14 protein-coding genes are annotated in these 23,027 nt (G+C 66.2%); 4 read left to right on the top strand and 10 right to left on the bottom strand.

The window, feature by feature from the left end; all coding sequences use genetic code 11:
- Positions 1 to 10: 10 nt before the first annotated feature.
- Positions 11 to 2,821 (bottom strand): calcium-binding protein, encoded by a 2,811-nt coding sequence (locus tag B0W80_RS36010; protein ID WP_077001424.1) that lies wholly within the window; start codon positions 2,819 to 2,821, stop codon positions 11 to 13.
- Between the two features lie 263 nt (positions 2,822 to 3,084).
- Here B0W80_RS36010 and mltB point away from each other — a divergent pair, with 263 nt between their 5' ends.
- Both mltB and B0W80_RS22655 read left to right on the top strand, forming a co-directional pair.
- Positions 3,085 to 4,098, top strand: coding sequence for a lytic murein transglycosylase B (gene mltB / locus B0W80_RS22660; RefSeq protein WP_256856660.1), 1,014 nt, complete (start codon positions 3,085 to 3,087; stop codon positions 4,096 to 4,098).
- Between the two features lie 2 nt (positions 4,099 to 4,100).
- Positions 4,101 to 4,721, top strand: coding sequence for an N-methyl-D-aspartate receptor NMDAR2C subunit (locus B0W80_RS22655; RefSeq protein WP_077001422.1), 621 nt, complete (start codon positions 4,101 to 4,103; stop codon positions 4,719 to 4,721).
- 7 nt (positions 4,722 to 4,728) lie between these two features.
- Here the strand turns inward: B0W80_RS22655 and B0W80_RS22650 are convergent, their stop codons facing one another.
- The 8 genes from B0W80_RS22650 to glpD all read right to left on the bottom strand — a co-directional run bounded on the left by B0W80_RS22650 (position 4,729) and on the right by glpD (position 13,093).
- The gene (locus B0W80_RS22650) at positions 4,729 to 5,292 is read right to left on the bottom strand and encodes a histidine phosphatase family protein (RefSeq protein ID WP_077001421.1); all 564 of its coding nucleotides are present in this window, start codon (positions 5,290 to 5,292) and stop codon (positions 4,729 to 4,731) included.
- 90 nt (positions 5,293 to 5,382) lie between these two features.
- Positions 5,383 to 7,113 (bottom strand): ABC transporter substrate-binding protein, encoded by a 1,731-nt coding sequence (locus tag B0W80_RS22645; protein WP_077001420.1) that lies wholly within the window; start codon positions 7,111 to 7,113, stop codon positions 5,383 to 5,385.
- A gap of 87 nt (positions 7,114 to 7,200) precedes the next feature.
- On the bottom strand, positions 7,201 to 7,509 hold the full coding sequence (locus B0W80_RS22640) for a DUF2160 domain-containing protein (protein WP_077001419.1): 309 nt from the start codon (positions 7,507 to 7,509) through the stop codon (positions 7,201 to 7,203).
- A 63-nt stretch (positions 7,510 to 7,572) separates the two neighbouring features.
- A complete protein-coding gene (locus tag B0W80_RS22635) occupies positions 7,573 to 8,388 on the bottom strand; it encodes a carbohydrate ABC transporter permease (RefSeq protein WP_077001418.1) in 816 nt (271 codons plus the stop codon).
- Entirely contained in the window at positions 8,385 to 9,275 is an 891-nt protein-coding gene (locus B0W80_RS22630; RefSeq protein ID WP_077001417.1) for a carbohydrate ABC transporter permease, read from the bottom strand. The genes B0W80_RS22635 and B0W80_RS22630 overlap by 4 nt, the downstream gene beginning before the upstream one ends.
- Positions 9,272 to 10,342, bottom strand: a complete 1,071-nt coding sequence (locus tag B0W80_RS22625; RefSeq protein WP_077001416.1) for an ABC transporter ATP-binding protein — start codon at positions 10,340 to 10,342, stop codon at positions 9,272 to 9,274. Before B0W80_RS22625 ends, B0W80_RS22630 begins: the two co-directional genes overlap by 4 nt.
- 1 nt (position 10,343) lies before the next feature.
- Complete coding sequence (locus B0W80_RS22620) at positions 10,344 to 11,420, bottom strand: ABC transporter ATP-binding protein (protein ID WP_077001415.1); 1,077 nt, start codon at positions 11,418 to 11,420, stop codon at positions 10,344 to 10,346.
- On the bottom strand, positions 11,411 to 13,093 hold the full coding sequence (gene glpD / locus B0W80_RS22615) for a glycerol-3-phosphate dehydrogenase (RefSeq protein WP_077001414.1): 1,683 nt from the start codon (positions 13,091 to 13,093) through the stop codon (positions 11,411 to 11,413). The genes B0W80_RS22620 and glpD overlap by 10 nt, the downstream gene beginning before the upstream one ends.
- 80 nt (positions 13,094 to 13,173) lie before the next feature.
- Between glpD and B0W80_RS22610 the strand changes: the two genes are divergently transcribed.
- Both B0W80_RS22610 and glpK read left to right on the top strand, forming a co-directional pair.
- Positions 13,174 to 13,944, top strand: coding sequence for a DeoR/GlpR family DNA-binding transcription regulator (locus B0W80_RS22610; RefSeq protein ID WP_077001413.1), 771 nt, complete (start codon positions 13,174 to 13,176; stop codon positions 13,942 to 13,944).
- A gap of 10 nt (positions 13,945 to 13,954) precedes the next feature.
- Positions 13,955 to 15,451 carry a glycerol kinase GlpK gene (gene glpK / locus B0W80_RS22605; protein WP_077001412.1) on the top strand — a complete coding sequence of 499 codons (1,497 nt, stop codon included), beginning with the start codon at positions 13,955 to 13,957 and terminating at the stop codon, positions 15,449 to 15,451.
- Between the two features lie 108 nt (positions 15,452 to 15,559).
- Here the strand turns inward: glpK and B0W80_RS36415 are convergent, their stop codons facing one another.
- A complete protein-coding gene (locus tag B0W80_RS36415; protein ID WP_077001411.1) occupies positions 15,560 to 22,969 on the bottom strand; it encodes a putative Ig domain-containing protein in 7,410 nt (2,469 codons plus the stop codon).
- Positions 22,970 to 23,027 lie beyond the last annotated feature (58 nt).

Raw genomic sequence — 23,027 nt, 5'->3', positions numbered from 1 at the left:
CCGCAAATGCTCAAGCCTTGACCCAAGCCGAGGCGATGACGGGATCGAGCGTGGCGCGGTAGGCCGCTGGCAAAGTGGTCTGGCCGGCCACGGGAGGCGTCAACGCCGCCATCGCATCGATAAGACTTTGCACGTTGCTCTTCGACAGGACCTTTCCGTCACTGGTCTTGAACTGCTTGACCGCATCCAGGCCTTGGTACCAACCCGTAAGAACAAGCCGGTCATCCGTACCAATGATGCCCACGATCAAGTCGCTTCGAAAACCCAATGAGTCGGTCGCGCCGGTGAACCAAAGCTGATCGGCCGTCACCCCTGCACCGAATGCAACCGTGTTGTTTGCGTTTGCGAAGAGGTCCGCGACGGTATCGGAGCCCGAACCACGGCCGAAGACGTAGGTGTTGTTGCCGGCGTTGCCGGCCAGCCGGTCCGCTCCCGCGCCTCCTTCGAGCACGTCATCGCCATCACCCCCGATCAGCTCATCATCTCCGTCACCGCCAACGAGGTTGTCGTTCCCGGCCCCTCCATCGAGCCTGTCGTTACCCGCCTTGCCGTCGAGCTTGTCGTTGCCGGCCCCACCAGCCAGTTGATCCGCTCCTGCGCCCCCATCCAGCACGTCATCGCCGTCACCTCCGGCAAGCTCATCATTTCCATCACCGCCCACGAGGGAATCGTTTCCGGCGCCACCATCGAGCCTGTCGTTGCCAGCCTTGCCGTCGAGCTTGTCGTTGCCGGCCCCGCCATTCAAGATATCGCTGCCGGCAAACCCGACGATCGCGTCGTCGTTCGCGGTCGTGGCGCTGGCCAGGGCTTTGACCTTGATGTCGTTGGTCGTCCATTTCGTGCCGTCGGCGAAGCGAATCTCTTCGAGCTTCTTCTTGCCAGTGACGTCGTCGAGGAAGTAACTCTCGACGGTCACCGTGTTGTCTGTCTGCATGTATTGCAAGGTCAGGTTGTCACCCGTGCGGGTGACCTTGATATCGGCCGGCGCGATGCCTGACAAGAACTCGATCGCGTCGGTCTTGCTTGGTCCCGCGTCGGTGTTGTCGATTACGTCCTGACCCCATCCAAGTGCGAAGCGATAGATGTCGCTGCCAGCCCCGCCGCTGAGCCGATCCTGCCCAGCGCCACCAACCAATATGTCGTTTCCGCTGAACCCCTTGATCACGTCGTTGCCGTCGGTGCCTTGCAGGCTCATGGTCTTGATCGTCGGGATATCCCAGACGGTGCTGTTGGCAAAGCGGACCTGCTCCAACTTGTAGGTGCCGGCGGCATCACTCAAGAAGAACTTCTCGACCGTGATGGTGTCGTCCGTTCCATGGCTCAGGACCAGGTCATCTTGCACACGCGACACCTTGACGTCCGCCGGAATGATCCCGGCGCCGAATTCGATCGTATCGGTCTTGCCGGTGCCGGAATCGAAGTTGCGGATGATGTCCTTGCCCCAGCCGGTGGTGAAAAGATAGGTGTCGCTGCCTCCGCCGCCCTCGAGCGTGTCGTTGCCGGCACCGCCCCGCAGGCGGTCGTTGCCTGCGCCTCCGATGAGCTGATCGTCGCCGAGGCCTCCGTCGAGATCGTCATTGCCCGCCTGGCCTCGAAGCACGTCGTCGCCGGCGCCGCCACTGATCGTGTCGTTGGTGTCCAAGCCTGTGATCTCGTCTGCGCCGTCGGTGCTTTCGAGCGACTTCGCCTTGACGTCGTCGAAACGCCAGGTAACGCCGTTGCCGAAGCGGATCTCCTCCAGGCCGAAACTGCCTGCGCCGTTGTTGCTCAGGTAGCCGGGCACGGTGATGGTGTCGGTGGTGCCCTTCATGCTGAGCACGAGGCTGTTGCCCGAGAACCGGACCGTGATGTCTGCAGGCGCGATGTTCGATGCGAACGTGATCGCATCGATGCTGGCACCGGTGTCGTAGTTGTTGATCGTGTCTTGGCCCCAACCGCGCGCGAACCGATAGACATCGCTGCCCGCCCCACCGCTGAGCGTGTCGTTGCCCGTCCCACCCGTGATGGTGTCGTTGCTCGCATAGCCGGAGATCCGGTCGTTGCCGATCGTGCCCTGCAACACCATGTCCTTGACGGTCCCGATGTTCCACCTGACTCCATTGGCGAAGCGGATTTCTTCCAGCGCAAAGTTGCTGTTGGCGTCGGCGATGAAGTAGTTCCTGACGGCGATGGTGTCGGCGCCCCGCGTCAGCACCAGGTCCGACCCGCTGCGGCTGGCAACGACTTCACCGGGCAAGATGCCCGCAGCGAATTCGATGGCGTCGGTCTTGCCGCCGCTGCTGTCGTAGTTGTTGATCGTGGCCCGGCCCCAGCCGGCCGAGAAACGGTAGACGTCGCTCCCCCCACCCCCGCACAGTTCGCTGTTGCCGGACGCCACGACGATCGTGTCGTTGCTCGAGTAGCCCGTGATCTTGTCGTTGCCGCCTTTGCCCTGGAGCAGGCTCGTCTTGACCTGCTCGACGCTCAAGCTGGTGCCGTCGCCCAATTCGATGAAGTCCACCGCGAACTTGCCGCTCCCGGTGAAGTAGTTTTCGATCGTGAGCTTGTCGAGGCTGTTCCTCAACGTCAGCTGCAGGTCCATGCCGACGCGGTTCATGAGCAGGTCGCTGGCGGCGATGCCGGGTGCGAACTGAATCCGGTCGACGCCGCCAACGGAGTCGTAGTTGTTGATCGTGTCGTTGCCGAAGCCGCGTGCGAATCGGTAGGTGTCGCTTCCTGCGCCGCCGCTGAGTCTGTCGTCGCCCGTGCCGCCTTCCAGCGTGTCGTTTTCTCTGGACCCGTTCAAGCGATCGTTGCCCGCGGTGCCGATCTGAATGCTCATGCCAAGACCTCTTCGTGCTGATTTGATGGCCGAACACCATACGCCGGCCACCGCGCTTCGACAGTCGCGAATTCTTCTTTGAACTAAAGCACGCACTTCGGTCGCCGCCCCGTCGATCTTTCGCAAAGTGCTAATCCCAAGTGCAGCGATGCGCATTCACTGGCGGTGATGCGAGCTTTTTTCAGGCGACGGCGACCCGCGCGGCACAATCGGCCTCCATGCGACGCCTTCTCACGCCCGCCCTCCTCTCCACCTTGTTCCTGATGGGCGCCGCCTTCCATGCCACGCCCGCCGCGGCCCAGAAGGTGGTGCGCGGCGAAACGCCCTACGCCACGCGCGACGACGCCATGCGCTTCGCCGACGACGTGGCCGCGCGGCGCCATCTCGACCGCGCCTGGGTGCGCGCCACCATCGGCAATGCGCGCCTGCTGCCGAACGTGCCGCGCCTCATGCTGCCGGCGCCACGCGGCACGGCCAAGAACTGGCGCGTGTACCGCGGCCGCTTCATCGACGCCGCGCGCATCGGCGCCGGCGTGCGCTTCTGGAAGGCGAATGCCGCCACGCTGGCCCGTGCCGAAACCGAGTTCGGCGTGCCGGCCGAGATCATCGTGGGCATCGTTGGCGTCGAAACCATCTACGGCCGCAACATGGGCAACTTCCGCGTCATCGATGCGCTGGCGACGCTGTCTTTCGATTTCCCCCAAGGCCATCCGCGCGCGGCCGAGCGCCAGGCCTTCTTCCGCGGCGAGCTCGAGAGCTTTCTGAGCACCGAGGCCCGCACGGCCGAAGACCCGATGGTGCCCGTGGGCAGCTACGCCGGCGCCATGGGCATGCCTCAGTTCATGCCGAGCAGCATCGCCAAGTACGCGGTCGACTACGACGGCGACGGCCGCATCGACCTGGTCAACAACACGGTCGACGTGATCGGTTCGGTGGCCAACTACTTCAAGGCCTTCGGCTGGACGCCCGGCATGCCGTCGATCTACCCCGTCGGCTTCGACGACGCCCGCCTCAAGAAAGACGTGCTGCTGGCCCCCGACATCCTGCCGAGCTTCAGCGCCGATGCCTTCGTGGCCGGCGGTGCCGTGCTCGAGGGCGAAGCGCAGCGGCACAAGGGCCTGCTGGCGCTCATCGAGCTGCAGAACGGCGCCGACGCGCCCAGCTACGTGGCCGGCACGCAGAATTTCTACGTGATCACGCGCTACAACTGGAGCAGCTACTACGCCATGTCGGTGCTCGAACTGGGGCGCGAAGTGCGCGCCGCGATGGAGCACTAGGCATGCAGGCCGAGGCGCGCCGCACTGCCTGGCTCGATGCGTGGCTTGAACTCGGCACGCCCGCGCCGCCCGGCGACGCCTTGCTCGCCGAACTGCAGGCCCGCTACGGCGAACCGCATCGCGCCTACCACACGCTGCAGCACCTGGACGAATGCCTCGACGGCCTGGCCCGCGTTCGCACGCATGCGCAGCGACCGGCCGAGATCGCGCTGGCGCTCTGGTTTCACGACGCGATCTACGACGTGCACGGCCACGACAACGAGCAGCGCAGCGCCGATTGGGCGGTTCGGGCAATGCAAGAAACAGGCGCACCAGCCGATGCCGCGCAGCGCGTGCATGCGCTGGTGATGGCGACCCGGCACCAGGCACAGCCGCAGGAGCCGGATGCGCAACTGCTGGTCGACATCGACCTGTCGATCCTCGGCGCACCCGTGGCGCGCTTCGCCGAATACGAGCAACAGATCCGCTTCGAATACGCGCACGTGCCGCCCGAGGTCTTCGAGCCGAGGCGCCGCCACATCCTGGGCAGCTTCCTGGCGCGCGAGCCGCTCTACCTCACGCCGTCAATCCGCGCCGAGCGCGAAGAGCAGGCCCGCCTCAACCTGCGGCAGGCCATCGGCTGAACGCGCCTCAGGCGCCGAAGCCGCCGCGCGCCAGCACACGCCCGTCGCGGTCCACCACCACGGCCTCGCCCATCGACACCGATTCGCCGGTAAAGGCGGTGATGTTGACCTGGTGCGTGACCCAGACCTCGAAGGCACCCGCCGGAATGCGCGCCAGCCCCGCCAGCAGTTGCGCGCGCACCTCGGGCGCGACCGGCGCCTGGCCGAAGCTGGAGTTCAGCGGTGCCCAGGCCTCGTGCGCGCCGAAGGCCAGGTCGGCCGTGTCCCTGCAGCGGCACCAGGCACTGGACCGCACTGCGCGCGGCGCCAGCTTGCGGCTGCGGAACCAGTCGCCCGCCGCACGAGACTGCGCCCGTCCCGCATCGCTCAGGTTGCGCTGCGTGCCGCACTGCGACAGCTCGAAGCCCGGCGGGTCGCCCACGCCCGGCGTGGTCTGCCCGTGCCGCCACATCAAGGCACAGCGCCCGGCACGCAGGCGGTCGGCCATGGCCTCGGCGGCAGGCTGGGCGTGGGCTGGCAACAGAAGCAGCGGGCCCGCTGCCAAGAAGATGAAGTCGCGACGTCGGTTCATCGGCAAAGGCTAGCAAAGGCGCAGACCCCAAAGCAAAAAGGGCCGCAGCGCCTTCGCACCGCGGCCCCGAAAACGAGTGCGCTCAGGCGTTCAGCGCGCCTTGCCGTCCTTCCAGGCGGTCAGCAGCTTCTCGTAGTCGATGGTCTCGCCCTTCGGCTTTTCGTTGGCCAGCTTCTTCCACGGCGCGTGCTGGTCGCTGAGCCACTTGTTGGGGTCGCCCTTGGCGTTGAGCTTGGGCGCGCACTTGGCCATGCCGGCGCGCTGCAGGCGGGCCATCACGTTGTCCATCTCGTCGGCCAGGTTGTCCATCGCCTTCTGCGGGGTCTTCTCGCCCGTCACCGCCTCGGCCACGTTCTTCCACCAGAGCTGCGCCAGCTTCGGATAGTCGGGCACGTTGGTGCCGGTGGGCGACCAGGCCACGCGGGCCGGGCTGCGGTAGAACTCGACCAGGCCGCCCAGCTTAGGCGCCATGTCGGTCATGGCCTTGCTCTGGATGTCCGATTCGCGGATCGGCGTCAGGCCCATGATGGTCTTCTTCAGCGAGGTGGTCTTGGCGGTGATGAACTGCGCATAGAGCCAGGCCGCCGCGGTGCGGTTCTCGTCGTGGTTGGCGAAGAAGGTCCACGAGCCCACGTCCTGGTAGCCGTTCTGCATGCCCTGCTTCCAGTACGGGCCGTTCGGACCGGGCGCCATGCGCCACTTGGGCGTGCCGTCGGCATTGACCACCGGCAGGCCCGGCTTGGTCATGTCGGCGGTGAAGGCGGTGTACCAGAAGATCTGCTGCGCGATCTGGCCCTGGGCGGGCACCGGGCCGGCTTCGCCGAAGGTCATGCCGGTGGCTTCCTTGGGCGCGTACTTCTTCATCCAGTCGACGTACTTGGTGAGCGCATAAACCGCCGCCGGCGAGTTGGTGGCGCCGCCGCGCGACACGCTGGCGCCCACCGGCGTGCACTTGTCGTCCGCCACGCGAATGCCCCATTCGTCGATCGGCAGGCCGTTGGGCGTGCCGATGTCGGCGGAACCGGCCATCGACAGCCAGGCGTCGGTGAAGCGCCAGCCCAGCGACGGGTCTTTCTTGCCGTAGTCCATGTGGCCGTAGATGGGCTTGCCGTCGATGGTCTTCACGTCGACGCTGAAGAACTCGGCGATGTCCTCGTAGGCGCTCCAGTTCAGCGGCACGCCCAGGTCGTAGCCATACTTGGCCTTGAACTTCTCCTTGAGGTCGGGCCGCGCGAACAGGTCGGCGCGGAACCAGTACAGGTTGGCGAACTGCTGGTCGGGCAACTGGTAGAGCTTGCCGTCGGGCGCAGTGGTGAACTTGGTGCCGATGAAGTCCTTCAGGTCCAGCCCGGGGTTGGTGTACTCCTTGCCCTTGCCGGCCATGTAGTCGGTCAGGTTCATGATCTTGCCGTAGCGGTAGTGCGTGCCGATCAGGTCCGAATCGGAAATCCAGCCGTCGTAGATCGACTTGCCCGACTGCATCGAGGTCTGCAGTTTCTCGACCACGTCGCCTTCTTGAATGAGGTCGTGCTTGACCTTGATGCCGGTGATCTCCTCGAAAGCCTTGGCGAGCGTCTTCGATTCGTACTCGTGGGTGGTGATGGTTTCCGACACCACCGATATCTCGCGCACACCCTTGCCCTGCAGTTTCTTGGCGGCGTCGATGAACCACTTGAGTTCGGCCGTCTGCTGGTCCTTGTTCAGGGTCGACGGCTGGAACTCGCTGTCGATCCACTTCTTGGCCTCGGCCTCGCCGGCCCAGGCGGTCTGCATGGCGAAGGTGGCCGCTGCCAGTGCCAACGCTGTGTAGCGAACTTTCATGATCAATGTCTCCTCGGTTTGCTTCCCGATCTTGTGCAGGCCGGCCCCGGGAAAGCGGAGAGCCGGCCAGCCTGGAAAACTCTGCGGCTACCCTTTGCGCATGACCAGCGCCAGCACGACCATCGACAGCACGAAGCTGATCCAGATCGAAGGCTCGGCCTCCAGCGACATCCATTCCTGCAGCTTGCCGGCCAGGCCGATGAAGATGAGGTTGATGTAGGCCGCGACCAGCAGCCCGATGAAGAGCCGGTCGCCGCGCGTGGTGTCCATCGGCAGCCAGCCGCGGCGCAGCGTGGTGGGCGAGTTGAGCTCCCACACGGTCATGCCGACCAGCATCAGCGCGATGCAACAGAAGAAGACGGCCACCGGGGTGGTCCAGACCATCCATTCGAACATCGATGTCTCCTTTCTCTGTCTGACTCTTTCGTCCCCTCTCCCAGAGGGAGAGGGAGTAAACACCTAAACCCGGCCCATCGCGAAGCCCTTCGCGATGTAGTGCCGCACGAACCAGATCACGATCGCGCCCGGCACGATCGTCAGCACGCCCGCCGCAGCGAGCGTGGCCCAATCCATGCCCGACGCGCTCACCGTGCGCGTCATCGTCGCGACGATGGGCTTGGCATTCACGCTGGTCAGCGTGCGCGCCAGCAGCAGTTCGACCCAGCTGAACATGAAGCAGAAGAAGGCCGCGACGCCCACGCCGGCCTTGATCAGCGGCAGGAAGATCGTGAGGAAGAAGCGCGGGAACGAGTAGCCGTCGATGTAGGCCGTCTCGTCGATCTCGCGCGGAATGCCGCTCATGAAGCCTTCCAGGATCCACACGGCCAGCGGCACGTTGAACAGCAGGTGCGCCAGCGCCACGCCCAGGTGCGTGTCCATCAACCCGACCGTGGTGTAGAGCTGGAAGAATGGCAGCAGGAAGACCGCCGGCGGCGTCATCCGGTTGGTCAGCAGCCAGAAGAAGATGTGCTTGTCGCCCAGGAAGGAATAGCGCGAGAACGCATAGGCCGCCGGCAGCGCGACCACGAGCGACACCACCGTGTTGATGCCCACGTAGATCAGGCTGTTGATGTAGCCCGAGTACCACGACTCGTCGGTGAAGATGCGCGCGTAGTTAGCCCAGGTGAACTGCTGCGGAAAGAACGAGAAGCTCGACAGGATCTCCTCGTTCGTCTTGAAGCTCATGTTGATCATCCAGTAGATGGGCAACAGGGCGAACAGGATGTAGAGCAGCAGGAAGATGCTGCGCTTGCGGAAACGCTTGTCTTCATTCATTTCGGTTCCTCCGCTTCCTGCGTCCCCACGCGCTGCATCCAGTTGTAGAGGATGAAGCACAGCAGCAGGATGATCAAAAAGTAGATCAGCGAAAACGCCGCCGCCGGCCCCAGGTCGAACTGGCCCACCGCCTTCTGGGTGAGGTACTGGCTCAGGAAGGTGGTGGCGTTGCCCGGCCCGCCGCCGGTCAGCACGAAGGGCTCGGTGTAGATCATGAAGCTGTCCATGAAGCGCAGCAGCACCGCGATCATGAGCACGCCGCGCATCTTGGGCAGCTGGATGTAGCGGAACACGGCAAGGCGGCTGGCGCCGTCGATGCGCGCGGCCTGGTAGTAGGCATCGGGAATCGAACGCAAGCCGGCATAGCACAGCAGCGCAACCAGCGGCGTCCAGTGCCAGACATCCATCACCAGCACCGTCACCCAGGCGTCGCCGGCGCTGCCGGTGTAGTTGTAGTCGACGCCCAGCTTGCGCAGCGCATAGCCCAGCAGCCCGATGTCGGCGCGGCCGTAGATCTGCCAGATGGTGCCCACCACGTTCCACGGGATCAGCAGCGACAGCGCGACGATCACCAGCACCGCCGAAGCCTTCCACCCCGTGGCGGGCATCGACAGCGCGAGGCAGATGCCCAGCGGAATCTCCACCAGCAGCACCGCCAGCGAGAACACCAGCTGCCGGCCCAGCGCCGCATGCAGCTCGTCGTCGCGCATCACCGACGCGAACCATTCGGTGCCGACGAACACGCGCCGCTCGGGCGAGATGATGTCCTGCACCGAATAGTTGACCACCGTCATCAGCGGCACGATGGCCGAGAAGGCCACGCACAGCAGCACCGGCAGGACCAGGAACCAGGCCTTTTGGTTGATGGGCTTCAGCTGTCCGTTCATGCAACGAGCTCCTCGTCCCGATAGAAGCAGGTGTGCGTATCCACCACCTTCAGCCACACAGGCTCACCCTTGCCCGGCACCGTCGCATCGGAATCCAGCCGCGCCTTGAGCGTGCTTTCCCCCACCTGCGCCGTCAGCATCTGGTGCGTGCCCACGTCCTGCAGCTGCGTCACGGTGGCCTGCAGCGCGCCGGGCGCGTTGGGTGCCGCGAGCGTTACGTATTCGGGCCGGATGCCGAGCTTGAGCGCGCCTTCGGGCAAGGTGCGCGTGGTGGTCAGCTGCATGCCGCCGACCTCCAGCGACCAGCCGCTGCTCTGCACCGGCAGGAAGTTCATGCCCGGCGACCCGATGAAATGCCCGACGAAGGTGTGGGCCGGCCGCTCGAACAGCGCGTCGGCGCTGCCCACCTGCACGGCCTTGCCGCGCGTCATCACCACCACTTCTTCGGCGAAGGTCAGGGCCTCCACCTGGTCGTGCGTGACGTAGATCAGCGTGAGCTTGAGTTCGCGGTGAATCTGCTTCAGCTTGCGCCGCAGCTGCCACTTGAGGTTGGGGTCGATCACCGTCAGCGGCTCGTCGAACAGCACCGCCGACACGTCGCTGCGCACCAGCCCGCGGCCCAGCGATATCTTCTGCTTGGCATCGGCCGCCAGGTTGGCCGCGCGCTGGTTGAGCTGGCCGCTCATGTCGAGCATCTCGGCGATCTCGCCCACGCGCTTTTTGATCTGCTCCGCCGGCAGCTTGCGGTTGCGCAAGGGGAAGGCCAGGTTCTCCGCCACGGTCATGGTGTCGTAGATCACCGGGAACTGGAACACCTGCGCGATGTTGCGTTCCTGCGGTGACGCATGCGTGACGTCGCGCCCATCGAAGCTCACGGTGCCCTGCGAAGGCACCAGCAGGCCCGAGATGATGTTGAGCATCGTCGTCTTGCCGCAGCCCGAAGGCCCGAGCAGAGCATAGGCACCGCCGTCGCGGAAGCTCATGGTCAGCGGCAGCAGCGCGTAGTCGCTCTCCTGCGTCGGGTTGGGGCGGTAGGCGTGGGCCAGGTCGAGATCGATGCGCGCCATGTCAAGCTCCCTTGCGCCGCCAGGCCGGCGCCACGGCCAGGCGCTCCGACGCATCGAACACGTAGGCCTGCGAAGCCGGAAAGTACAGCGTGATGGCCGTTCCCAGCTCGAAGCGGTGCACACCCGTCAGCTGCGCCACCAGCTCGCCCACCAGGGTCTCGACGTGCACGAAAGTGTCCGAGCCCGAGATCTCGGCCAGCTCCACCTTGCCGGGTATGGCGATGTCGCCTTCGCGCGCCGCCACGTCGAGCGCGCTGGCGCGCAATCCCACTGTCACCGCGCCGTCGATGCCGGCCGACAAAGTCAGCGGCACGAGCGGGCCGCCGGCGAGCTGCACGCCGCCAGACGCCACACGGCCGGCCAGCAGATTCATCGGCGGGTCGCTGAAAGCCCGCGCCACGCGCAACGATTGCGGCGCGTGGAAGACCTCGGCCGTGGGCCCGTACTGCAGCAGCTTGCCGGCATCCATCACCGCCGTGTAGCCACCCAGCAGCAGCGCCTCGCCGGGCTCGGTGGTGGCGTAGATGACGGTCGAATCGCCGGTGGCGAAGAGCTGCGTCAGCTCTTCGCGCAAGCCTTCTCGGAGCTTGTAGTCGAGATTGACCAGGGGCTCGTCGAGCAGCACCAGCGGCGCGTTCTTGGCGAGTGCCCGGGCCAGCGCCACCCGCTGCTGCTGGCCGCCGGACAGCTCGGCCGGGTAGCGGTCGAGAAACTGGCCGATGCTGAGCTTGTCGGCCAGCTCGCGCACGCGCGCCTCGATGTTCTTTTCGCCGCGCAGCTTGAGCGGCGAGCCGATGTTGTCGGCCACCTTCAGCGAGGGGTAGTTGATGAACTGCTGATACACCATCGCCACGTTGCGCTCGCGCACCGGCACGCCGGTGACGTTCTTGCCATCGACCAGCACCAGGCCCTCGGTGGGCGCGTCGAGCCCGGCCATCAGCCGCATCAGGCTGGTCTTGCCGGACTGGGTAGCGCCGAGCAGCACAGTCACCGCGCCGCGTTTCGGCGCGATGCTCTGCTCGTAGAGCCAGGTCTGCGCGCCCACCTTCTTGGTGATGCGCTCGAGGGTCAGTTGCATGCCACTCCTTCCCGTTGTCGTTCTTGTGTGCCGAGTGCCTGTTGCTGCATCCAGGCGTCGACGCCCTCGCGCTGCTGCGGCGTGAGATGCAGGCCCAGCTTCGAACGGCGCCAGAGCACGTCGTCGCCGGCGCAGGCCCATTCCTCGTCGCGCAGGTAGTGCAGCTCGCGCGCATACAGGCCGGGCGCGACCGCCTCGCCCATGTCCGCCATCGACTGCGCATCGCCGATCAGCGTCGAGATGCGGGCACCGTAAGCGCGGGCCAGCCGACGCGCCAGCGCGCCGTCCAGCCAGGGATGCCTGGCGCGCACGGCTTCGACGAAGCGCTCGAAATCCGCATCAGGCCGGCGCGCGGCGCCGATCCATTCCGACAGGTCGCCGCCCGGCAGGAAAGCGCCGTCGGTCCAGGCCGGGCGCGCCTCCCCCAGCATGCGGCCCACTTCGTCGGCCGCGTCTTCCGCCAGCTTGCGAAAGGTGGTGATCTTGCCGCCCCACACCGACAGCAGCGGCGCGGACGTGGTGTTCGACTCGAGCATGTAGTCGCGCGTCACGGCCGAGGGGTCGCCCGACGCATCGTCGAGCAGCGGGCGCACGCCCGAATAGGTCCACACCACGTCGGCAGGACGCACCGGCTTCTCGAAGTAGCGGCTGGCCTGCGTGCAGAGGTAGTCGATCTCTTCGTCGGCGATGCGCGCCGCGCCCGGGTCGTCGCCGCTCAGCTCCACGTCGGTGGTGCCGATCAGCGTGAAGTCGTGCTGGTACGGAATGGCGAAGATGATCCTCTTGTCCTGGTTCTGGAAGATATAGGCGTAGTCGTGTTCGAACAGGCGCGGCACCACGATGTGGCTGCCCTTGACCAGGCGCAGGTGCCGCGTCGCCAACGCCTCGCCCTTGGCCGCATGCGCCACGCCGCGCAGAAAGGCCTCGGCCCACGGCCCGGCTGCGTTCACCACCGCGCGGGCGCGCACCGTGCGCTGGCCGGCGGGGCCTTCGAGCACGGCGGTCCAGCCATCGGCCCCGCGCTGCGCGCTCACGCAGCGCGTGCGCGTCAGCACCTCGGCCCCCTTGGCCCGCGCGTCGAGCGCGTTGAGCGCCACGAGCCGTGCGTCGTCCACCCAGCCGTCGGAATAGACGAAGCCGCGCTTCCACTGCGGCTTGAGCGGCACGCCCGACGGATGCGCACGCAGGTCGACGCCGCGCGAGCCCGGCAGCACCTCGCGCCGGGCCAAGTGGTCGTAAAGGAACAGGCCGATGCGCACCATCCACGCCGGCCGCATCGACGGGTCGTGGGGCATGACGAAACGCAGCGGCCACATGATGTGCGGCGCGCTGCGCAAGAGCACCTCGCGCTCCTGCAGGGCCTTGCGCACGAGCGAGAACTCGTAGTACTCGAGGTAGCGCAGGCCGCCATGGATCAGCTTGGTGGAAGACGACGAGGTGTGGGCTGCGAGATCGTCCTTCTCGCACAGCAAAACCCGGAAGCCGCGCCCGGCCAGGTCGCGTGCGATGCCGCAGCCGTTGATGCCGCCGCCGACGATCAGCACGTCGACGTCGGTGGCTGCGGCGGAACCGGCAAGGGCCGCCGGCGTGGCGGAAAGGGTGTCTGGGAAGGCGCTCACGTTGCTGTGATTTATTTCACGGATATCGCCCAGGGCGTTTTCGCTTTTTTTCATTTTGGTTCCTTACGATGCGATTTTCCCTGGTGTTAACCCTCCCGTCTATTCGTTTTCTTTCGTTCTAAAGTCGGTCCCGCGTGAATTCGAATCCCCGCCAACTCAAGCTTCTGAACACCGTGCGAGCGCGCGGGTCGATCAGCGTCGAGCAGCTCGCCGACATGCTCGACGTGACCCTGCAGACGGTGCGTCGCGACGTGCAGCGCCTGGCCGACGAAGGCCTGCTGACGCGCTTTCACGGCGGCGTGCGGGTACCGAGCTCGACCGTGCAGAACATCGGCTACCAGCAGCGCGAAAGCCTGAACGCCGAAGGCAAGGCGCGCATCGCGCGCGCCGTGGCCGCGCAGGTGCCGAACGATTGCTCGTTGATCCTCAACATCGGCACCACCACCGAGGCGATCGCCAAGGCCTTGATGCATCACTCGGGCTTGAGGGTGATCACCAACAACCTCAACGTCGCGGCCATCCTGAGCGGCAACCCGAATTGCGAGGTGATCGTGGCCGGCGGCTCGGTGCGGCCGCGCGACCGGGCGATCGTGGGCGAGGCCACGGTCGACTTCATCCGCCAGTTCAAGGTCGACATCGCCGTGATCGGCGTGTCGGGCATCGAGGCCGACGGCACGCTGCGCGACTTCGACCTGCGCGAGGTGAAGGTGGCGCAGACCATCATCGCCCAGGCGCGCGAGGTGTGGCTGGCCGCCGACGCCAGCAAGTTCAACCGGCCCGCGATGGTGGAGCTGGCCAAGCTCTCGCAGATCGACTGCCTCTACACCGACGACGAACCGCCCGTGCCTTTTCCCGAACTGCTGGAACAGGCCCAGGTACGCTGCGAGATCGCACGCGAACATTGAGGACATCGTCATGACCTACCTGCTCGCCCTGGACCAGGGCACCTCCAGCTCCCGCAGCATCGTGTTCGACCGCGAGGGCCGCATCGTCGCGCTGGCCCAGAAGGAACTCACGCAGATCTATCCGCAGCCCGGCTGGGTGGAGCACGACCCGAACGAGATCTGGACCAGCCAATTGGCCACCGCACGCGAGGTACTCGTCAAGGCGCAGTTGACGGCCGCCGACATCCACGCCGTCGGCATCACCAACCAGCGCGAGACCACCGTGCTGTGGAACCGCAAGACCGGCCAGCCCGTGCACCACGCGATCGTCTGGCAAGACCGGCGCGCCGAGCCGCTTTGCGCGAAGCTGCGCGATGACGGCATGACGGGCCTGATCCAGCAGAAGACCGGCCTGGTCATCGACGCGTATTTCTCCGGTACCAAGCTGCGCTGGCTGCTCGACAACGTGCCCGGCGCGCGCGCCGCGGCCGAGCGCGGCGAGCTGGCCTTCGGCACGGTCGACAGCTGGCTCATCTGGCAGCTGACCGGCGGCAAGCAGCACGTGAGCGACGTCAGCAATGCGTCGCGCACCATGCTGTTCAACGTGCACACCCACCAGTGGGACGAAGAGCTGCTGAAGCTGCTGGACATCCCCGCCTCGCTGATGCCGGCCGTCAAGCCTTCGAGCGCGCACTTCGCCGACACCGACGCCGGGCTCTTCGATCGCCCGCTGCCCATCGGCGGCGTGGCCGGCGACCAGCAGAGTGCCCTCTTCGGCCAGGCCTGCTTCGATGCCGGCATGGCCAAGAACACCTACGGCACCGGCTGCTTCCTGCTGATGCACACGGGCGGCGCGTTCCAGCCTTCGCAGAACGGCCTGCTGGTCACTAGCGCCGCGCAGGCCGGCAACATGCCGCCGCAGTACGCGATGGAAGGCAGCGTGTTCGTCGGCGGCGCGGTCGTTCAGTGGCTGCGCGATGGCCTGAAGGCGATCCAGGGCAGCGCGCAAGTGCAGGCGCTGGCCGAGAGCGTGCCCGATGCCGGCGGCGTGATGATTGTGCCCGCCTTCACCGGCCTCGGCGCGCCTTACTGGGACGCCGATGCCCGCGGCACCATCACCGGCCTGACGCGCGGCACCACGGTCGCCCACATCGCCCGCGCCGCGTTGGAAAGCATCGCCTACCAGAGTGCCGCTCTGCTGCAGGCCATGAGCCGCGACGCGGTGGCGGCCGGCGGCACGCCGGTGGCCGAACTGCGCGTCGACGGCGGCGCTGCCGTCAACGACCTGCTGATGCAGTTCCAGGCCGACTTGCTGGGCATTCCGGTGGTGCGGCCCGAAGTCATCGAGACCACGGCCCTGGGCGCCGCCTACCTCGCGGGACTGTCGACGGGCGTCTACCGCGACGTGGGCGAGCTGTCGAAGCAGTGGCGGGTGGAGCGCCGCTTCATGCCGACGCTGAGCCGGGCGAAGGCGGAAGAGAAGATGGCGCTGTGGGAACTGGCCGTGAGGCGGGCGACGCTAATCTGACGAGCCGGCAGAGAACGCCGCTGCCGGACTCGCTCATCCGCCCCGGGTGCAAGCATCTTGGCTCGCAGGTGGACCGATGCGATTCGCGCCTCAGTGCCCGCTCGCGTCTCAGTGCCAGTTCGCGGCGATCACTACCTTCAGCTTGCTCTGGTAGTCCGGCGGCAGCGTGGTCTGCCCGGCCGCGGGCGGCGCGAAGCCCGCCATGGCGTCGACCAGTGCCTGCACCTGGCTGTCGAGCGTGGTCGCGCCGTTGCTGGTCTTGAACGACTCGACATGGTGCTGCTGGCCCAGGTACCAGTTGTTCACCGTGAGCTTGTCGTCGGTGCCGATGATGCTCACTTCGAGGTTGTTGCCGGCCTTGCGGAACCAGAGCTGGTCTGCGCGAACGTCGCTGCCGAAGGCCACCACGTCGGCATTGCCCACGCTCGCATCGGCGTCGGTGATGGTGTCGCGCTGGCTGCCGCGGCCGAAGACGTAGATGTCGTTGCCCGATCCACCATTGAGCGTGTCGTTGCCCACGCCGCCATCGAGCGTGTCGTTTCCAGCCCCGCCTTCTAGCACGTCGTTGCCGGCACCGCCCGCCAGCACGTTCGCCATGGCGTCGCCGGTCAAGGTGTCGTTGAACTTGCTGCCGGTGAGGTTCTCGATGTTGCGCAGCGTGTCGGTGCCGCTGCCGCCGGTGGCCTGCGCTGCGCCCGTGGCCAGGCTGACCTTCACCGCCGAGCCGGCCAGTTCGTAGACCGCGGTGTCGTTGCCGCCCAGGCCGTCGAGCACGTTGTTGCCTGGCCCCGCGTGCAGCGCGTTGTCGAGCGCGTTCCCGGTGCCGTTGATGGCGCCGGTGCCGATCAACACGAGCGTCTCGACGTTGGCCGCCAGCGTGTGGCTGACGGCGCTGCGCACGGTGTCGTTGCCTTCGCCGGCTTGTTCGACGATGGTGTCGGTTACGTTGTCGACGGTGTAGGTGTCGTTCCCGGCGCCACCGGCCATCTGGTCGGCGCCGGCAAGTCCATCCAGGGATTCATCGCCATCGGTGCCGATCAAGACGTCCTGGCCAGCCGTGCCCGTGATGACGCCGGCCGCGCCGACGGTCCGGACCGTCATCGGCGAAGCCTTGGCGAAACCCAGTTCGTCGGTCGCAGTCACCCACACCGTAAGGTCGCCCCACACGGCATCGTGCAAGACGCCCGACAACTGGCCGGTCTTGGCATCGATCGTCAGTCCCTTCGGCGGCCTTTCGAGCGAATAGGTCAGCGCCCCGCTTTTGCTGCCCGCCGTGAAGAGGCCTTTCGGAAGGTCCATGCGAATTTGATTGCCCAGCCTCGCCGTCAGCGTCGGCAGCTGCGCCCCGGTGCCAGTCAGCGTCGTGCCGGTCATGCGGGCGGCCAAATGGGCCTGGTTCCAGACGGTGCCATCGGCGAACTCCACGCGTGCGATGTACTGAAGATCGCTGACGAAGAGCTGATCCGTGGCGCTCAACCAAAACGCCGGAGAGCCTCTCGGGGTATCTCGCAATCCGACCACATCACTCGGAGCCACGTCGCTGTTGAAGCGGATGACGTTGCCGGTGCCTGTGCCTTTCGAGTACTCCAAGATCCGGTCGACGCCGTACCCGCGACCGAACACGTACACGTCGTCCCCGGTGCTGCCCCGCAGTTCGTCGTTACCTCGCCCGCCGTCGAGGACGTCGACTTCAGTCAAGGTGTACGGGCTGCCCGTTCGGTAGGTATTCGTCGCCACGCCGTTGAGCACGTCGTCTCCGTCACCGCCTTCGAGTACGTCGCTGCCTGCACCGCCCATCAGATAGTCGTTGCCGTCGCCGCCCTGCAGCAGGTCGTTGCCGTCCCAGCCATCGAGCGTATCGTTGCCGCTTCCGCCGTGAAGATGGTCTTTGCCACCGTATCCGAAGATGACATCGTCTCCGCCCAGGCCGAAAAGAACGTCGCTGTAGTCGGAGCCATGCATCCTGTCGGTGCCCCACTCGTCGATCTCCAAGTCGTACATGTCGGGCCAGACCAACTGCGGCAGATTCAGCATGGCGTGGATATCGGACCGGCGCCAGACGGTGCCATCTGCAAATTCGATCGGCAGGTCGGCCAGGTCGGGCCGCGAAAAGTAACTGCTTAGGCCGAGTGTCGAACCGTCGGCAGCCCGCAGCACGAGCGCGGAATTCTTGTAGCTCACGCTGAGGTCCCGCGGGCGGTAGCCGCCCAGCACGAGCCGGTCTGCACCCAGGCCGAAGTCGTGGATGCTCTCGTTGCCCTCGATGCGTTCCACGTAGAAGGTGTCGTTGCCGCTATTGCCGTACATCTCGTCCGAGCCCGCGCCGCCATCGATGAAGTCGTCGCCTTCGCCGCCTGTGAGTTCGTCGTTTCCGCTGCCGCCGAGCAGGGTGTCAGCGCCTTTGCCGCCCTCCAGTGTGTCGTTCCCGTCGCCGCCTTCGAGTCGGTCGTCGCCCGTGGCCGTGCTGGCGTAGTGCAACTCGTCGCCGATGAGCCAATCGTCGCCCGCGCCACCTTCGAGGATGTCGTCGCCGCCATTGCCCACCAGCGTGTCTTTGCCGCCCAGGCCCACCAGCGTTTCGTCGCCTGCGCCCCCCGTCAACCGATCGTCGCCGTTCGTCCCTTGGATCGTCGACGAGGCGATGACGATATCGAACACGTACGACCCGCTCGCACCGTCCGAATCGCGTGCCGAGACCTTGACGCTCAAAGTGCCTGCCGTGCCCGGCTTGCCGCTGAAGGTCCGGGTCGCGGCGTCGAAGTGCAGCCACGACGGCAGGTCGCTGCCATCGGCCATCGTCGCAGCGTAGGCCAGCGAACCGGCCGAGTCGAAATCCGCGAAAGCGTCGGTCGGCACGCTATAGCTGAAGCTCGTGTTCTGTCTTGCGGATTGGTCTTGCAGGGGCCTCGCCACCACCGGTGCCTGGTTGGCCGCCTGCACGCTCAGGTTCACCGTGGTGGAAACGCTGGCGCCATAGGTGTCGTGACCCCACAGCCGCAGCCGCAGGGTTCCGACGCTGTCGGCATCCGGGGTGCCGCTGAACCGGCGCGTCGCGGTGTCGAAGGTCAGCCACGCGGGCGCATTCAGGCCCTCGAGCGTCTCGATGCTGTAAGTGATCGCGTCCCATGCGTCGCTGTCGACGATGGTGTCGGCGGCCACGGTGTAGCTGAAGGCCGTGCCGACCCGCGCCTGCAAGGTGGGCACGGTTTTCGTCGCCGTCGGTGCGTGGTTGGCGACGCTGCGCTCTGCCACGCTTTCCAGCATCGCCTGGTCCCAGGCGGTGCCATCGGCGAACTCGACGCGGTCGATCTTGTGGTCCAACATCACCGCACCACCGGCGCCGCCCGAATCATGGTGCCCGAGAACCCCGATCTGGTCGGACGTGCCCTTGATATGGAACACGATGTCGTCGCCGAAGCGGTAGCCGACCACGTCGGACGCCTGGATGCCCGCGCCGAAACGCAGGGTGTCGCCGACGCCGCGTTCGTCCGGCGCACTGGCCTTCTCGACCACATCGAAGTTGTCGATCCAGTCCCTGCCGTCGCCCCGGTTGAACACGTAGACGTCGTCGCCCCGCCCGCCCGACAGCCAGTCGTCGCCCGCACCACCCTCCAAGACGTTGTTGCCCGCGTTGCCGACGATGCTGTTGTTCAGCGCATTGCCGGTGGCGTCGATCGACGCCGTGCCCGTCAACGTCAAGTTGTCGAGATGGGCGCCCAAGGTGTAGCTGAACGCCGACGCGACGCCGTCGATGCTGGCAGGCGCGTCGCCACTCGGCGCTTCTTCGTCGATCACGTCGCCCTCGTTGTCGACCACGTAGACGTCGTCGCCGGCACCGCCCTGCATGTAGTCGGCACCCTCGCCGCCATCGAGGTAGTCGTTGCCCTCGCCTCCAAGCAGCACGTCGTTGCCGCCCATGCCTTCGAGACGATCGTCGCCCGCGCCGCCGTCGAGGTAGTCGGCGCCGTGGAACTCGGTGGCGACTTTTTCCGGGTCGTCGTCACCGCGCAAGGTGTCGTTGCCGGCGCCGCCATGCAGCGTGTCGTCCTTTCCGCCGCCGACCAGGTAGTCCGCGCCTTCGCCGCCATCGAGTTCATCGTTGCCATGGAATTCGCCCGGCAGCGCCAGGTCGTCCTGGTCGCCCCACAGGGCATCGTTGCCTGCCCCGCCGCGCAGAACGTCGTCCTTGCCTCCGCCGAACAACCTGTCGTTGCCGTCTCCGCCGTTGAGCGCGTCATCGCCCCAGGCCAAAAGATGGTGCGCAGGTGCAGCGACGTTGCGGGCATCGGTATCGCCAACCAGTTCGTCGTCGCCTGCGCCACCGTCCAGCGAATCGCCTCCGCCGCCGCCCTCCAGATAGTCGTTGCCCGCTTCTCCATACAGCAGGTCGTTGCCGTGATAGACCAGCGGCAGATAGGCCTTGCCGCCGGTGTTGCCGACGTCGTCGCCGCGGATCGTGTCGTCGCCCGCACCGCCGAAGAGGGCGTCGTCCTTGCCGCCACCATCGAGCACGTCGTCGCCTGCACCGCCGTCGATGAAATCGGCGCCGTGATAGCGACCGTCGACCGAGTTCATGTAGCCGGGCTCGTCGACCCCGTCACCCTGGAGGCGGTCCTTTCCGTCACCACCTTCGAGCACGTCGTTGCCGCCCATCCCGTCGATCATGTCGTCACCCTGGCCACCCTGGACGTAGTCGGACCCGCCGCCGGCGACGACCCGATCATCCCCGGCGCCGCCGTCCACGAAATCTCCGTCGGTGCCGCTCGGTGCAGCGCTTCCGTACCAGACGGCGACTTTGTCTCCGTCGGCTTCCGGTTCGTAATAGACCCCCCAGCGTGCGCCTTGGGTCTTGATCTCCCTCCCCTGCGGAGCCAGCCAGACGTCCCGCGGCGTCCAGCGCCCAAACACACTCAGGTTGGCGCTGCTGTTGATGTAGTCGTCGCCGTCGCCGCCGAAGATGACGTCTTCGCCCTCCCCGCCGCCGATCAGGTCGTCGGCCGCGCCGCCTTCGATGTGGTCGTCGCCTTCGCGACCGTCCAGCGCATCGTTGCCCGCCAGGCCGCTGATGCGGTCCCGGCCCGCCGTGCCGCGGATCGAATCGCTGAAGCCTTCTTCGACCACGCCGCCGATCAGCGTGCCGTCGGCGGCCCATTCGGTGGCGCTCCACTTGTAGACGTCGAAAGCGTTGGAATCAGGGCCAATGTGCTCGTCGATCTCGATGCCGGTACGCGGCGCGCGCTGATCGCCGATGAACACGCGGACCGGCTCGCCGCCTTGCTGTTCATCCTGCATGGCGAGCCCCAGGTCGCCCTCGCGCCACTTGCGGACCATGATGGTGCCCGGCCGCGCATCGGCCTGGATGACGAGCATGGGCGCGGCGTCGTCGCCTGCCAGCGTGTACAGCACGCGCTGCTCGTCATTGCGCCACACGCCCTCTGCGATCTTGCGGCCGCCCTGCAGCACCGTGCCGTCGACTTCGATCGCACCGGCGCCGTCCGCGTCGATCACGGTGTCGGCACCCCAGCTGCCCACGAAGCGGTAGGTGTCGCTGCCGGTGCCACCCAGCAGGGTGTCGTTGCCTTCGCCGCCGTCGAGGCTGTCGTTGCCGGAGTCGCCCTGCAGGTGGTCGCTGCCCTGGCCGCCGGTGAGGGTGTCGGCGCCGGCGCCGCCGTACAAGCGATCGTTGTGCGACCCGCCGGTCAGGTCTGCATCGTCCGCGTCGTCGCCGAAACGCACGTAGGTCGCATCGGCCAGGCCGGCGCGGTGGATTGTGAAGTCGACGTAGCGATCCTCCCAGATGATGTCCTTGTCATTGCCGATCGCGCTGTCGTAGCTCGCGTTGTCGATGCCGAACTTCTTCTTTAGCTCCACGAGCGCCGCGCGGTCTTGAAGCCATTGATCGGTGATGCGCAACTCGTCGGCCCTGGCGCCGTCTGCCAAGGCCGTCTTGTCGGCCTGCCAGTCGGCGTAGAGCGCGCCCCATGCGTCGCCTACGAGCGCTTCCAGCGCGCCAGGCTTGCCGCTCGACAGCACGAAGGGGCTCAGGCTGTACAGGGCCGCGAAGGCAGCGAAGTCGGTGTGCGCACGGGATGCCAATTCGCTGCCGCTGGTGGCCTCGAGTGCCAGCGCCAGGTCCCCGGCAACGGCGCTCTTGTAGAACTCGCTGCGTCGTATCCGATCGAGCACGTTGTAGAACGCGTCACGACCGGTAAAACCTTGCTCGTCTTCCACGCGATGCCAAGTGTTGCCTTCCGCCGAGCCCTTGAGTCGCGGGCCCGCCAGCGGCCCGAGCGCGAGATCGGCCAGCGCGTTGAGCACGTTCTCCAGCACGTCGCCTTCGGACTTGCCCTGGCCGGTACCGACCACGGCATCGCCATCGACCCTCTTCAGGTTGGAGGCACTGCGCAGGATGTCGTCGAGCAGTTTGTCGGCCGTCTCGCCGGTTCGCTTCTCGGCCGGCAGCATCTGCAGCAGCGTGTTCTGCAGGTTGAGCGAATCGACGATCAGCACAAGGCTATGGGTATCGCCGAAGTCCTTGGTGGCGTAGCCGTCGATGAGCAGCTTGACGTTGAATTGCGCGAACGACACAGCCAAAGTGTGCTTAAGCGTCTCCGATAGCGCTTCAATGGCCACGCCGCCTCGGTACAGCGGTTGGTCCTCGATGAAGACGCGCACGTCCGTGCCTATGTGCCATTGCGAGTTGGACACGGCCGATGGGTTGGTCGCACCGACCACGTCGAACTGGTTCTCTGGGTTCGTACTGAGATAGGCCTTTTTCCCGTAGGTCAGCGCAAGACCCCTGAGGAGGCTGGCGGCATCGCTGTGCTGACCAACTTCGAGCAGCGCCATCTGATAGCCGAGGTTCGCCTGCTCGATCTGGCCCCTCGCAACGTGAACGGGTGACTTGCCGTCACCGCTGCCTATCCCGATCAAGCGACGGACCTCGCCGCAGATGACGTCGACGCGACCAATGGCGTCGATGACCATCTGCGCTTGCTTGCGCGTCTTCGCATCCACGAGCGCCCCGCTGTCGGGTGGTGGATTGACCAATGCCCTGAGCGCAGCCCAATCGCTGATGCTGACGGGCTGACCAGCGGCCAACGCGGCCTCGGCACGGCCATAGATCTGCGTCAGGAATTCATCGGTGAAGACCGGGCCGCGCGCACATGCGGCAGTGAACTGCTCCACGAGCGCCTTGAGTCCGATGCTCTGGTCGAAGCCGCCGACGCCTGCGCCGTTGAAGGTGACGACTTGCCTGACGTTGGCTTGGTCCGCTTGGGGCGCTGTCGGACCATGCAGCAAGTTGAAGACCGTGGCCAAGTGGCCGCCGAGGCTGTAGCCGGTGACAGCGAAGCCTTGTTCCTTGGACACAAGCCCACGGTCCTTGAGGCTCTGGTACCACGCTTCCATGTCGCGTATCTGGCCCCAGGCGTAGCCGGTGGCGGCGATTTCCAGGGTGTTGGTGGCTTGGTTGTCGCGGGCAGCGTCGTCTATGAACTCGGTGCTGCGGAAGGACATGACGACTTCGCCGGCTTTGGCGCCGGTTGAGGGGTCGTCCTTGACGCACTTGAAAAGC

Source organism: Variovorax sp. KK3, from assembly GCF_001984055.1.
GTDB lineage: Bacteria > Pseudomonadota > Gammaproteobacteria > Burkholderiales > Burkholderiaceae_C > Variovorax.
This window is presented reverse-complemented; position numbering and strand designations above follow the sequence as displayed.

Coding starts and splice junctions, on each gene's coding strand:
- B0W80_RS36010 (WP_077001424.1), bottom strand. CDS start 2,821: ATGAGCATTCAGATCGGCACCGCGGGCAACGATCGCTTGAACGGGTCC.
- mltB (WP_256856660.1), top strand. CDS start 3,085: ATGGGCGCCGCCTTCCATGCCACGCCCGCCGCGGCCCAGAAGGTGGTG.
- B0W80_RS22655 (WP_077001422.1), top strand. CDS start 4,101: ATGCAGGCCGAGGCGCGCCGCACTGCCTGGCTCGATGCGTGGCTTGAA.
- B0W80_RS22650 (WP_077001421.1), bottom strand. CDS start 5,292: ATGAACCGACGTCGCGACTTCATCTTCTTGGCAGCGGGCCCGCTGCTT.
- B0W80_RS22645 (WP_077001420.1), bottom strand. CDS start 7,113: ATGAAAGTTCGCTACACAGCGTTGGCACTGGCAGCGGCCACCTTCGCC.
- B0W80_RS22640 (WP_077001419.1), bottom strand. CDS start 7,509: ATGTTCGAATGGATGGTCTGGACCACCCCGGTGGCCGTCTTCTTCTGT.
- B0W80_RS22635 (WP_077001418.1), bottom strand. CDS start 8,388: ATGAATGAAGACAAGCGTTTCCGCAAGCGCAGCATCTTCCTGCTGCTC.
- B0W80_RS22630 (WP_077001417.1), bottom strand. CDS start 9,275: ATGAACGGACAGCTGAAGCCCATCAACCAAAAGGCCTGGTTCCTGGTC.
- B0W80_RS22625 (WP_077001416.1), bottom strand. CDS start 10,342: ATGGCGCGCATCGATCTCGACCTGGCCCACGCCTACCGCCCCAACCCG.
- B0W80_RS22620 (WP_077001415.1), bottom strand. CDS start 11,420: ATGCAACTGACCCTCGAGCGCATCACCAAGAAGGTGGGCGCGCAGACC.
- glpD (WP_077001414.1), bottom strand. CDS start 13,093: ATGAAAAAAAGCGAAAACGCCCTGGGCGATATCCGTGAAATAAATCAC.
- glpK (WP_077001412.1), top strand. CDS start 13,955: ATGACCTACCTGCTCGCCCTGGACCAGGGCACCTCCAGCTCCCGCAGC.
- B0W80_RS36415 (WP_077001411.1), bottom strand. CDS start 22,969: ATGTCCTTCCGCAGCACCGAGTTCATAGACGACGCTGCCCGCGACAAC.